Below are 12,211 nucleotides of genomic sequence, written 5' to 3'. Positions count from 1 at the left end.
GAGACATCCCTGTGCAGAGCCATCAGACACTCCCCATCATGAGTTTCGCGCGCGCCATCGCCACCGTCGGCGGATTGACCATGCTCAGCCGGGTGGCGGGGTTCGCCCGCGACATCCTGACCGCCGCCGTGCTGGGGGCCGGGCCTGTCGCCGACGCCTTCTTCGTGGCATTGAAGCTGCCCAACTTCTTCCGCCGGCTGTTCGCGGAGGGAGCCTTCTCCGTCTCCTTCGTGCCGATCTTCTCGGCCGAGCTTGAGCGCAAGGGCCGCGCCGCCGCGCAAGCCTTCGCGGAGGAGGCGCTGGCCGTCATGCTGACGGTGCTGCTGCCCTTCGTGTTCGTCATGGTGGCGCTGATGCCCTGGCTGATGCAGGGGCTGGCGCCCGGTTTCTCCGACGAGCCGGCCAAGTTCGCGCTGGCGGTCGACTATGCCCGCATGACCTTCCCGTACCTGCTGCTGGTCTCGCTGGTGGCGCTGCTGGGCGGGGTGTTGAACTCGCTGGAGCGCTTCGGGCCGTTCGCCGCGGCGCCGATCGCCTTCAACCTGACCCTGATCGCGGCGCTGCTGCTGGCGCGCGGGACCGGCGTGTCGGCGGGATACGCCATGTCGCAGGCGGTGACGCTGGCCGGCGTGGTGCAGCTCATATGGCTCGCGGCCTCCTGCAAGGCTGCCGGCGTCAGCCTGCGCCTGCCCCGGCCGCGCCTGACGCCGCGGGTCAGGCGGCTGTTCGTCCTGATGGCGCCGGGCGCGATCGGCACGGGGGTCATGCAGATCAACCTGTTCGTCGACATCGTGCTGGCCTCGCTGCTCCCCTCCGGGGCCGTGTCGTTCCTCTATTACGCCGACCGGCTGAACCAGCTGCCGCTGGGCGTGATCGGCATCGCGATCGGGACGGCGCTGCTGCCGGTGCTGTCGCGCCACGTGGCGGCCCGCGACCACGACGCCGTCCGGCATTTCCTGAGCCGGGCGCTGGAATTCTCCCTGGCGCTGGGCCTGCCGGCGGCGATCGCCCTGGTGGCCGTGGCGCATCCGATCATCCATGTCCTGTTCGAGCGCGGCGCCTTCGGCCCGGAGGAGACCACGGCGACCGCCTGGGCCCTGGCGGCCTATGCGATCGGCATACCGGCCTATGTGATCGTGAAGGTGCTGAACGCCGCCTTCTTCGCCCGCCACGACACCTCGGCGCCGGTCCGGGTCGCGATCGTGGTTGCCGTCGCCAACGCGGCGCTGGGGCTGGCGCTGATCGGCGTGCTGGGCCATGTCGGCATCGCGCTCGCCACCGGGGCGACGGCCTGGCTGAACGCCGGGCTGCTGGGCTGGATGCTGCACCGCCGGGGGCATTTCGACATCGACGGCCGGCTGCGAAGCCGGGCCCCGCGCCTGCTCTTCGCCGGCCTGTCCATGGGCGTGGCGCTGGTCGGCGCCGCCTGGGCGCTGGAACCCTGGCTGGCCGGGCCGTCGGTCGTCCGGGCGACCGCGCTGGCGGCGCTGGTCGGCATCGGGGCCGCGGTCTACTTCGCGGTCGCCCACGGCATCGGCGGCCTGCGGCTGGGCGAGTTCGGCATTCTGCTGAAGCGGGCTCCCGACGGGTCCGGCGCGGCTTGACCGGCCCGGCCCCAGGGGAGATAACAGCCGGCGCCCCGCACGGGGCTTGAGCTTTCAGGGTAGTGGAGACGACCAGTGAACCGCATCTTCTCGGGCATGCAGCCGACCCGCCAATTGCATCTGGGCAATTACCTGGGCGCGCTGCGCAACTGGGTCTCGCTCCAGGAGCAGTTCGAGAGCATCTTCTGCATCGTCGACCTGCATGCCCTGACGCTGCCGCAGGACCCCGCCGTGCTGCTGGGCAACACGCGGGAGGTCACGGCCGCCTATATCGCCGCCGGCATCGACCCGGAGCGCTGCATCATCTTCAACCAGGCGGCGGTCGCGGCCCATTCCGAGCTGTCCTGGATCCTGTCGTGCCACACCCCCATGGGCTGGCTGAACCGGATGACCCAGTTCAAGGAGAAGGCGGGCAAGCACCGGGAGAACGCGGCGCTGGGGCTGTACGCCTATCCGGTGCTGATGGCCGCGGACATCCTGGTCTACAAGGCGACCCACGTGCCGGTCGGCGAGGACCAGAAGCAGCACCTGGAGCTGGCGCGCGACATCGCCGGCGCCTTCAACCGCCATTATGACAAGGACTTCTTCCCGCTGCCCGAGCCGCAGATCCTGGGTGAGGCGACCCGCGTCATGTCGCTGCGCGACGGCACCAAGAAGATGAGCAAGTCGGACGAGTCCGACTATTCGCGCATCAACCTGACCGACGACGCCGACACGATCGCCCTGAAGGTGCGCAAGGCCAAGACCGACCCGGATCCGCTGCCGGAGACGGTCGAGGAGTTGGAGAAGCGGGCCGAGGCGGACAATCTGGTGACGATCTATTCGGCCCTGGCCGGCACCTCGCGCCAGGAGACGCTGAACCGGTTCGCCGGGCAGCAGTTCAGCGGGTTCAAGGGAGCGCTGGTCGATCTGGCGGTGGACAAGCTGGCGCCGATCAGCACCGAGATGAACCGGCTGATGTCCGACGTCGGCGAGATCGACCGCATCCTGCGCCTGGGCGCCGACAAGGCGAACGCGATCGCGTCCGCCAACCTGTCGGACATCAAGGACATCATCGGCCTGCTGCGTCCCTGATCCCGGAGCCGAGGCGTCATGATCCGAATCCTGGTGACCGGCTTCGAGCGGTTCGGCCCCGACGACCTGAACCCTTCGGCCCTGCTGATGGACCGGCTGTCCGGTCGGGACGGCGTCGTGACCGCCGTGCTGCCGGTCGAGTACCGCACCAGCGTCACGCGGTTCGAAGCCCTGCTGGAGCGGCACCGGCCGGACGCCGCCGTCGCCTTCGGGCTGGCCCGGTCGACCGACCGCATCCGGCTGGAGCGGGTGGCGCTCAACTTGGACGAGGCAGGGGCGCCGGACAATGCGGGCGTGGTCCGGAACGGGCTGCGCATCGCGGAGGACGGGCCGGTGGGGTACTGGTCGACCCTGCCGGTGGATAGCCTGATCGCGGCGCTGGAGGCGGCGGGTCTTCCCGCGATGGGGAGCGGGCACGCGGGCGGCTATGTCTGCAACCACCTGTTCTACGGAGTCAGGCACGGCCTTGAGCGGCAAGGATCGGCGATGCCGATGGGTTTCGTCCATCTGCCGCCCCTGCCCGGTCAGGTGGCATGCGAAACGGGCCGCGCCGGCATGGACCTGGACACCCAGGAGCGGGCGGCGGTCATCGTGCTGGACGGGGTGAAGGCGGCTGTGACGGGCGCACATGCCTCATCGTGACTCGGCTACTCCGCCGCCGAGGGGCGGGCACCGACAAGGGTTTCATACTGCATGGTGAACTGGTCCAACCGCCCTATCATCTGATGGTTGGTTGCGCCCAGGATCTGGCGGGTCAGGGTCTGCTCGCGCTCCAGGTTGGTGATCGCGGCTTTCATGCCGTTCATGTCTTCGCGCATTTCACCGACTTCGCCACTGAGCGCATCGACCTTCCCGCTGAGGCCATCGACCTTCCCGCGCAGCTCGCCGACTTCGGTTCCGACATCGTCGATTTTCCCTAGCAGGATTGTCAGCAGGGATTTCAGTTCCTGATCCATCGGTTCCTCCGCGCGCATGCAAAAAAGGATAGTCCATACCTAAAATTCTGTCGAACATTTTTCGGCGCGGCTTTTGGGTGATGTATGAAACTGTTGGCCCTCACCTCACATCCGCCAATCGGCTAAGGTTGCATTTCTGTCGAAGAAGGGTAGGTTCTGCCCGGTTGCCGGCAAAGACTGTTTCTTGGCAACCACAATTTTTACTTGAATGTTGGAGCTTCGATAGTGCCGACCTTGGACCTGTCCGACCCGGCCGTCTACAGGTCGCTGTTCGAGGCTTCGCCCAATTCCTATGTCCTGCTTGACCGCGGCCTCACCATCCTCGGCTGCAACGACGCCTATCTCAAGGTCACCGGGCGCACCCGCGAACAGATCGTCGGGCGCAACATATTCGACGCCTTTCCCGGAGGCGACAACGAGGCGCAGCTCCGCGCCTCGTTCGAACGGGTGCTGCGGACGCGGCGGATGGACGCGATCGCGGTCATTCCCTATGCCATCGCCCGGACGACGCCCGAGGGAACCTGGCTGGAAGAGCGGTTCTGGAGCGCCACCCACACTCCCCTGCCGAACAGCCAGGGGAACGTGGGCCTGATCCTGCAACACACGGTCGACGTCACCGAACTGCACCGCCTGAAGGAGGCGGTCGCCCTGGGCGACGGCGGCGACATCCCGTCGGGACCGCGCGAGCAGGTGGAAAGCGACCTGCTGCGCCGGGCCCAGGCCGTCCAGAAAGCCAACCTGACCCTGGATGCCGAACTCGAGCGGCTGCACAGGCTGTTCACCCAGGCGCCCGGCTTCATCGCGGTCATCAGCGGCCGGGACCATGTGTTCGAACTCGCCAACGACGCCTATTACAGGCTCGTCGGCCGCCGCGACATCCTCGGCAAAACCGTGCGCGAGGCGCTGCCCGACGTGGAGGGACAGGGTTTCTACGAACTGCTGGACCAGGTCCATTCGAGCGGGCAGGCATTCGTCGGCCGCGACATGCGCCTGCTTGTCCAGCCGGACCCCGATACGGCCGCCATCGAGCTGTACGTGGATTTCGTCTACCAGCCGGTCCTGAAGCCGGACGGCACCGTTTCGGGCATCTTCGTCCAGGGCCACGACGTGACCGACCGGAAGCGGGCCCAGGACGAGCTTATGAGGTACCAGACCGACCTGGAGGCGCTGGTGCGGGAGCGCACCCTGGCGCTGGAGAAGAGCGAGACCGAGCGGGTTCAGGCCGAGGCGGCGCTTCGCCAGTCCCAGCGGCTGGAGGCGATCGGCAAGCTGACCGGCGGCGTGGCGCATGATTTCAACAACCTTCTCCAGGTGATCGGGAGCAACCTGGACCTGCTTCAGTACGAGTACCTGGGCGATCCCGCCGCCACCGCGCGCCGGCTGGACTCGGCGATGGGCGCCGTCCAGCGCGGCGCCCGGCTGGCGTCCCAGCTCCTCGCCTTCGCCCGCCGGCAGCCGCTGGAGCCGCGGCCGGTCAGCCTGGGGCGCTTGGTGCGCGGCATGGACGACCTGCTGCGCCGGGCGCTGGGCGACGGGATCGAGGTGGAGACGGTCATCGCCGGCGGGCTGTGGAGCATGCTGGCCGATCCCAACCAGGTGGAGAACGTCATCCTTAACTTGGCGATCAACGCCCGCGACGCCATGGACGGCACCGGACGCCTGACGCTGGAAGCCGGCAACGCGATGCTGGACGACCTCTACGCGCTTCAGCATCCGGAGGTCCGGGCGGGCCAGTACGTGATGCTGGCGGTGTCGGACACCGGATGCGGCATGTCCCCGGACGTGATGGAGCGCGCCTTCGAGCCCTTCTTCACGACCAAGCCGGAGGGCAAGGGCACCGGCATGGGTCTGGCCATGGTCCATGGCTTCGTCAAGCAGTCCGGCGGCCACGTCAAGCTCTACAGCGAGGTCGGGCACGGCACGACCGTCAGGATCTACCTGCCGCGGTCCCACCAGGCCGCGGAGGAACCGGCGCCGGAGCTGCGCGGCGGCCCGGTGGTGGGCGGCACCGAGACCGTGCTGGTGGTCGAGGACGATTCCCAGGTGCGCGCGGCCACGGTGGAGATCCTGGCCGGCCTGGGCTACCGAGTGCTCCAGGCGGCCGACGCGCAGAGCGCCCTGGCGGTCATCCGCAGCGGCGTGCCGGTCGACCTGCTGTTCACCGACGTCGTGATGCCCGGCCCCCTGCGGAGCCCGGAACTGGCCCGGCAGGCGCGCGAGACGCTGCCGGACCTCGCCGTGCTCTTCACTTCCGGCTATACGGAGAACGCCATCGTCCACGGCGGGCGCCTCGATCCCGGCGTCCAGCTGCTGAGCAAGCCCTACCGGCGGGAGGATCTGGCGCGCCGGATCCGGCACCTGCTGGCCAACCAGCGGCAGCGGCAGGCCGCGCGCCCGGTTCCGCTGACCCCGGCCATCGCCCGGCCGGGGCGCGCGGAGGAGCCGTCGCAGGGCCTGCGCGTGCTTCTGGTGGAGGACGACGGGATCATCCAGGCATCCACCACGGACATGCTCGAGGCCCTGGGACACAGCGTGACGGCGGTTTCGGACGCCGACGCGGCGATGAGCGCGCTGGATGGCGGCCGCATCGACGTGCTGTTCACCGACATCGGGCTGCCGGGGCGATCCGGCCTGGAGCTGGCCCGCGAGGCGCTGGAAGGATATCCCGGCCTGCGGGTCATCGTCGCCTCCGGCTACGGCGGCGCGGTCCGGGACGGCCCGGGGGAAGCAGGGCTGGACGCGGTGTTCCTGCCCAAGCCCTATACCCGCAACGGCATCCGCAAGGCGTTCCAGTCGCTGCCGAAACCGGCCTGAGCGGGCCATGCCGCGCATCCTGAACGAACGGCCCTCCGACGCCCCGGCATTGCCGTCCGTGAACATCCGGGTCCTGCGCCTGATGCTGCCGTTCCTGTGGCCGCGCGACGACCGCGGGCTGCGGGTCCGGCTGGTGGTGTCCATGGCGCTGCTGTGCCTGACGGCGGCGCTCAACGCGACGGTGCCGATCCTGTTCGCCCGCGCGGTCGACAGCATCTCGGCGCCGGCCGGGACGGAATTGGCGGTGGTCCCGGTCGCCCTGCTGCTCGCCTACGGCGCCATGCAGTGGCTCGCCAAGGTGTTCAACGAGCTGCGCTGGGCCCTTTACGGCCCGATCGAGCAGCGGATGCAGCGCCACATGGGCATGGCCGTGTTCCGCCATGTCCACGAGCTGAGCCTGCGGTTCCACCTGGGCCGGCGCACCGGGCAGATCAGCCGGGTGCTCGACAACGGCATGCGCGGCATCCGGGAATTGCTGTTCGACGTGGTCTTCCTGATCCTGCCGCTGTTCGCCGAGATCGCGATCATCTGCGCCGTGCTGCTGGGATCCTTCGGCGCAGCCTTCGCCGGGATCACCGTGGCGACGCTGGCGCTCTACGGATTCTGCCTGGTGATCGGGTCGGAATGGCTGCGCCGGCGGCAGCGCCGGGCGGTCGCGGAAGGCGCCGAGGCGCACGGCAAGGCGGTGGACAGCCTGCTGAACTACGAGACGGTCAAGTATTTCGGCAACGAGGAGCACATCGCCGGACGGTACGAGGGGGCGCTGCGCGAGGTCGAGCGGCTGACCGTCAACGCCATGCTGTGGCGCAGCCTGACCGGCATCCTCCAGGTCTCGATCCTGGGGGCGGGGCTGACCGCGATGATCCTGCTGGCGGCGAGCCGGGTGGCGGCCGGCGCCATGACGGTCGGCGATTTCGTGCTGGTCAACACCTACCTGCTCCAGCTGATCCGCCCGCTCGATCGGCTGGGCCAGCTCTACCGCTCGATCAAGCAGTCGCTGACCGACGTGGAGCAGATGCTGGAGCTGCTGAACCAGCCCGCCGAGGTGGCCGACGCGCCGGATGCCGGCACCCTGCCCGACGGTCCCGGCAGGCTGCGGTTCGACCGGGTCGGCTTCGCCTACGACCCGCGCCGGCCGGTGCTGCGCGACGTCTCGTTCGAGTTGCCGCCGGGGGGCACGCTGGCGATCGTGGGGCCGAGCGGCGCCGGGAAATCGACGATCGGGCGCCTGCTGTTCCGGTTCTACGACCCGACATCGGGCCGCATCCTGTTCGACGGCGCCGACATATCCTCGGTCACCCAGGCGAGCCTGCGCGCCGCGATCGCCGTGGTGCCCCAGGACACGGTGCTGTTCAACGACACGATCCTGTACAACATCGCCTTCGGCCGGCCGGGAGCCTCGCGGGCGGAGGTCGAGCGGGCTGCCCGCCTCGCCCGGATCCACGACTTCATCTCCAGCCTGCCCGACGGCTACGACAGCCTGGTCGGCGAGCGCGGGCTGAAGCTGTCGGGGGGAGAGAAGCAGCGGGTCGCGATCGCCCGCGCGATCCTGAAGCGGCCGCGCCTGTTCCTGTTCGACGAGGCGACCTCCGCGCTGGACAGCCACACGGAGCTGGCGATCCAGCAGAGCCTGCGCGAGGTCAGCCGCGGCACCACGACGGTCGTGATCGCCCACCGGCTGTCCACCGTGGTCCATGCCGACGAGATCCTGGTGCTGGAGGACGGCCGGGCGGTGGAACGCGGCACCCACGCCGCCCTCCTGGCGCGGGGCGGCGCCTACGCGGCGCTGTGGGCGCGCCAGCAGGCCGACCGGGACGCGGCGGAGTGAACCTGGGGTTCTTTGCCACGGATAACGGCGATGGGCAGCGATGCCGCCCGGATCGCGTCTCTTTCTGCTTCATGCGCGGGCTTGACCCGCGCATCCACGCGCAAACCGGCGTGAAGGAGTTCGCGCGTGGATGACCGGATCAAGTCCGGTCATGATGAAAAGGAAATTCTCGCTTGTCCGGCCCGCTGTGGATCATCAACGGTCATCGCTCAGCGGCGGCTGCGGGCCAGGACGGCGAGCTGGAAGAAGGCTCGGGCGCAGATGGTCTCGTCGGGCATGTTGGTTCGCTTGCAGTCGGCTTCGGCTTCGGTCAGGCGGTCCAGCCCCTGGCGGAGCGCCGCCGGGGTCCAGCGCCGGACTTGGCCGGTGAACTGGTTCTTGACCTTGAAGAACAGCGGCGGGCGCAGGGTCGCGACGGCGCGCTCCACCGAGTCGCCCTTCTCCACCTGGGCCACGACCAGCTGAAGCCGCTGGAAGTGCCGCTGGGCGGAACGGAGGATCGGCACCGGGCTCATGCCCTCCGCGAACAGGCGGCGGAGCGCGCGGTCCACCCCGGCGAAGTCGCCGTCCCCGGCGGCCCAGGAGGGCGCGTCCATCTCCAGGGCGCCGCTGTCGCCGATGCAGGCCTGGGCGTCCTCCAGCTCGACCCGGCGGCCGCCCTCGCCCATGTAGGTCACCAGCTTCTCGATCTCGCCGCGGGCGATCATGCGGTCGCCCACCAGGTTGGCCGCCAGGAAGTCGCGGGCGTCGGCGCTGACCGTCAGCTTGTGCGCCGCCAGCATGCCGGCGATGGTGTCGGCCAGCGCCGATTCGTCCTCCACGTAGCAGGGGATCGGGGCGCCGGCCGGGGCGTTCTCGAACAAGGCGCGCAGCTTCGATCCCTTGGACAGGTCGCCGGCCTCGACCACCACCAAGCTGTCGCCGCCGGGCAGCGACTCGAACAAGGAGGCGAAGGCGCCGGTCACGCCGTCGTCGGCGTCGCGGATCCGGATCAGGCGCCTGCCGCCGGTCAGGGACAGGGATGCCACCTCGTCGGCCAGCCGCGCCGGGTCCTTGGCGATCGCGGAACCCAGCAGGTCCACCACGCGGAACGGGTCGTGCTGGTCCTCGACCACGCCGCGGGCGACGGTGTCGGCCCGCTCGCGCACCAGGCCGCCGTCGGGGCCGTAGAACAGCACCGCCCGGACGTTGGGATCGGGACGGCGGACGAACCCCTCGATCCGGCCGGCCGGGATCTTCATGGCCTACATCCCCTGGCGGGCCGCGGGGTCACACCACCACATTGACGATCCGGTTGGGCACATAGACCAGCTTGCGGATCGCCTTGCCGTCCATGGCCCGCTGCACGTTGGCGTCGGCCAGCGCGGCCTCCCGCGCGGCGTCCTCGGCGGCGTCGCGCGGCAGCGGGATCTGGGCGCGCAGCTTGCCGTTGACCTGGACCGCGACCACCACGCTCTCGTCCACCACCAGGGCCGGGTCGGCCTCGGGCCAGGGCGACTCGGTCAGCAGGGTGGAATGCCCCAGCCCCTGCCACAGCTCCTCGCCCAGGTGCGGCATCATCGGGCCGATCAGCTTGACCAGCGTCTCGTAACCTTCACGCAGCACCCAGTCCTCGCCGGCGCCTTTGCCGTCCAGCTCGGCCAGGGCGTTGGTCAGTTCGCGGGCGCGGGCGACGGCCTTGTTGAAACGGAATTTCTCGACGTCGTCACCGAAGCCGTCGATCGTCTTGTGCACGATCCGGCGGACCGCCTGCCCCTTCGCGGAGATCTCCGCCGGGGCCGGGGTGCCGGAGGCGGCCAGGGGCACCGCCGGCTCGGTGATCAGGCGCCAGACGCGGGCGACGTAGCGCCAGGCGCCGTCGATGCCCGACTCGGTCCATTCCAGGTCGCGTTCCGGCGGGCTGTCGGACAGCAGCAGCAGCCGCATGGTGTCCGCGCCGTAGGTGTCGATGATGTGCTCCAGGCCGACGACGTTCTTCTTCGACTTGCTCATCTTCTCCAGCCGGCCGGCCTCCACCGCCTCGCCGGTGCCGCGCCTGACGGTCAGGCCGTCGCGATGCTCGACCTCCTCCGGATAGAGCCACTGGCCGGAGGCGTCGCGGTAGGTCGCGTGGGTCACCATGCCCTGGGTCATCAGCCCCGCGAAGGGCTCGGCCACGCCGAGATAGCCGCAGTCCTTGAGGGCGCGGGTGAAGAAGCGGGAATAGAGCAGGTGGAGCACCGCATGCTCGACGCCGCCGATATACTGGTCGACCGGCAGCCAGTAGTCGGCGGCACCCCGGTCGAACGCGGTCGCCGTGTCGTGGGGCGAGCAGAAGCGCGCGAAGTACCAGGAGCTTTCGAAGAAGGTGTCGAAGGTGTCGGTTTCCCGCCGGGCCTCGCCGCCGCAGGCCGGGCAGGTCGTGTGCTTCCAGGTCGGATGGTGGTCCAGCGGGTTGCCCGGCTGGTCGAAGCTGACGTCGGTCGGCAGCTCCACCGGCAGGTCCCGCTCCGGCACCGGGACGATGCCGCACTTTTCGCAATGGATCACCGGGATCGGGCAGCCCCAGTAGCGCTGGCGGCTGACGCCCCAGTCGCGCAGGCGGTAGATGGTGGTGCCCTCGCCCTTGCCGGCGGCTTCCATGCGGTCGATCACGGCACGCTTGGCCGCCTCGACCTCCAGCCCGTCCAGGAAGCCGGAGTTCGCCAGGTGGCCGGGGCCGAGATAGGGCTCGGCGCCGATCTCGAACGCGGCCGGGTCGGCACCATCGGGGATGACGACGGGCAGGACAGGCAGACCGTATTTGCGGGCGAAGTCCAGGTCGCGCTGGTCGTGGGCCGGGCAGCCGAAGATGGCGCCGGTGCCGTATTCCATCAGCACGAAGTTGGCGACGTGGACCGGCACGGTCCGGCCCTCGACGAAGGGGTGGATCGCCTTCAGCCCGGTGTCGAAGCCCAGCTTCTCCGCCGTCTCGATCGCCGCCTCGCTGGTGCCGATGCGGTTGCACTCCGCGATGAAGGCCGCGAGGTCCGGGTTGGACGCCGCCAGCCGGGCCGCCAGCGGGTGGTTGGGCGACACCGCGACGAAGCTGGCGCCGAACAGCGTGTCGGGCCGGGTCGTGAAGACGTCGATCCTGTCGGGATCATTCTCCAGGTCGAAGGCGAAGCGCAGGCCGGAGGACTTGCCGATCCACTTGTCCTGCATGGTCCGGACCTTGTCCGGCCAGCGGTCGAGCGTGCCGATGGCTTCCAGCAGCTCGTCGGCGTACTGGGTGATCTTGAGGAACCACTGGCTGAGCTTGCGCTTCTCGACCGGCGCGCCGGAGCGCCAGCCGCGGCCGTCGATCACCTGCTCGTTGGCCAGCACGGTGTTCTCGACCGGGTCCCAGTTGACCCAGCTTTCCTTGCGGTAGGCCAGGCCCGCCTTCAGGAAGTCCAGGAAGATCTTCTGTTCGTGGCGGTAATATTCGGGCGCGCAGGTCGCGATCTCGCGCGTCCAGTCATAGGCGAGGCCCAGCGTCTTGAGCTGGGCGCGCATGGTCGCGATGTTCTCGTAGGTCCAGGTCGCGGGATGCACCTTGTTGGCGATCGCGGCGTTCTCCGCCGGCAGGCCGAAGGCGTCCCAGCCCATGGGATGGAGCACGTTGAAGCCGCGCGCCCGCTTGTAGCGCGCCACCATGTCGCCGATGGCGTAGTTGCGGGCGTGGCCGACATGGAGCCTCCCCGACGGGTACGGGAACATCTCCAGCACGTAGTATTTCGGCCGGGCCGGGTCCTCGTGGGCGACGAAGCTTCCGCGCTCGTCCCAGACCGCCTGCCACTTGGCTTCCGTTTCCTTGGAGTTGTACCGCGACATGAACCATTCCTCACCGCGCCCCAGTGCCCAAGCCGGGCGGGCGACACATCACCAATGCACCATCGTCTATCGTCGGCCCCGGCCGATCGTTCCCGCCGGAG

Annotated in this window: 8 protein-coding genes; 5 read left to right on the top strand and 3 right to left on the bottom strand. The window is 69.4% G+C overall.

Translation table 11 applies throughout. The features are described from left to right. The first annotated feature begins 38 nt into the window (after nt 1-38). The 3 genes from murJ to DPR14_RS26795 all read left to right on the top strand — a co-directional run bounded on the left by murJ (nt 39) and on the right by DPR14_RS26795 (nt 3,320). Nucleotides 39-1,604 carry a murein biosynthesis integral membrane protein MurJ gene (gene murJ / locus DPR14_RS26805; RefSeq protein ID WP_158047874.1) on the top strand — a complete coding sequence of 522 codons (1,566 nt, stop codon included), beginning with the start codon at nt 39-41 and terminating at the stop codon, nt 1,602-1,604. A gap of 75 nt (nt 1,605-1,679) precedes the next feature. Next, the gene (trpS, locus tag DPR14_RS26800) at nt 1,680-2,678 is read left to right on the top strand and encodes a tryptophan--tRNA ligase (protein WP_158047873.1); all 999 of its coding nucleotides are present in this window, start codon (nt 1,680-1,682) and stop codon (nt 2,676-2,678) included. A gap of 18 nt (nt 2,679-2,696) precedes the next feature. Then, nucleotides 2,697-3,320 carry a pyroglutamyl-peptidase I gene (locus DPR14_RS26795; protein ID WP_158047872.1) on the top strand — a complete coding sequence of 208 codons (624 nt, stop codon included), beginning with the start codon at nt 2,697-2,699 and terminating at the stop codon, nt 3,318-3,320. A gap of 5 nt (nt 3,321-3,325) precedes the next feature. Here DPR14_RS26795 and DPR14_RS26790 read toward each other — a convergent pair whose 3' ends face one another. Continuing rightward, the gene (locus DPR14_RS26790; protein ID WP_158047871.1) at nt 3,326-3,634 is read right to left on the bottom strand and encodes a hypothetical protein; all 309 of its coding nucleotides are present in this window, start codon (nt 3,632-3,634) and stop codon (nt 3,326-3,328) included. A gap of 225 nt (nt 3,635-3,859) precedes the next feature. Between DPR14_RS26790 and DPR14_RS28810 the strand changes: the two genes are divergently transcribed. Next, nucleotides 3,860-6,448: a response regulator gene (locus DPR14_RS28810; protein ID WP_211103881.1), complete on the top strand. Its 2,589-nt coding sequence runs from the start codon at nt 3,860-3,862 to the stop codon at nt 6,446-6,448. A 7-nt stretch (nt 6,449-6,455) separates the two neighbouring features. Further along, nucleotides 6,456-8,276, top strand: a complete 1,821-nt coding sequence (locus DPR14_RS26780; RefSeq protein ID WP_158047870.1) for an ABCB family ABC transporter ATP-binding protein/permease — start codon at nt 6,456-6,458, stop codon at nt 8,274-8,276. Nucleotides 8,277-8,485: 209 nt separating this feature from the next. Here the strand turns inward: DPR14_RS26780 and holA are convergent, their stop codons facing one another. Together holA and leuS are read right to left on the bottom strand one after the other, a co-directional pair. After that, entirely contained in the window at nt 8,486-9,517 is a 1,032-nt protein-coding gene (gene holA / locus DPR14_RS26775) for a DNA polymerase III subunit delta (RefSeq protein WP_158047869.1), read from the bottom strand. 28 nt (nt 9,518-9,545) lie between these two features. Then, nucleotides 9,546-12,110 (bottom strand): leucine--tRNA ligase, encoded by a 2,565-nt coding sequence (gene leuS / locus DPR14_RS26770; protein ID WP_158047868.1) that lies wholly within the window; start codon nt 12,108-12,110, stop codon nt 9,546-9,548. Nucleotides 12,111-12,211: the final 101 nt, after the last annotated feature.

Origin of the sequence: Skermanella pratensis (assembly GCF_008843145.1) — a bacterium.
In the GTDB taxonomy this organism is placed as follows: Bacteria; Pseudomonadota; Alphaproteobacteria; order Azospirillales; family Azospirillaceae; genus Skermanella; species Skermanella pratensis.
This window is presented reverse-complemented; position numbering and strand designations above follow the sequence as displayed.

Excerpts from the sequence above, each read along its gene's own strand:
- murJ (WP_158047874.1), top strand. The coding sequence starts at position 39 with ATGAGTTTCGCGCGCGCCATCGCCACCGTCGGCGGATTGACCATGCTC.
- DPR14_RS26795 (WP_158047872.1), top strand. The coding sequence starts at position 2,697 with ATGATCCGAATCCTGGTGACCGGCTTCGAGCGGTTCGGCCCCGACGAC.
- DPR14_RS26790 (WP_158047871.1), bottom strand. The coding sequence starts at position 3,634 with ATGGATCAGGAACTGAAATCCCTGCTGACAATCCTGCTAGGGAAAATC.
- DPR14_RS26780 (WP_158047870.1), top strand. The coding sequence starts at position 6,456 with ATGCCGCGCATCCTGAACGAACGGCCCTCCGACGCCCCGGCATTGCCG.
- holA (WP_158047869.1), bottom strand. The coding sequence starts at position 9,517 with ATGAAGATCCCGGCCGGCCGGATCGAGGGGTTCGTCCGCCGTCCCGAT.
- leuS (WP_158047868.1), bottom strand. The coding sequence starts at position 12,110 with ATGTCGCGGTACAACTCCAAGGAAACGGAAGCCAAGTGGCAGGCGGTC.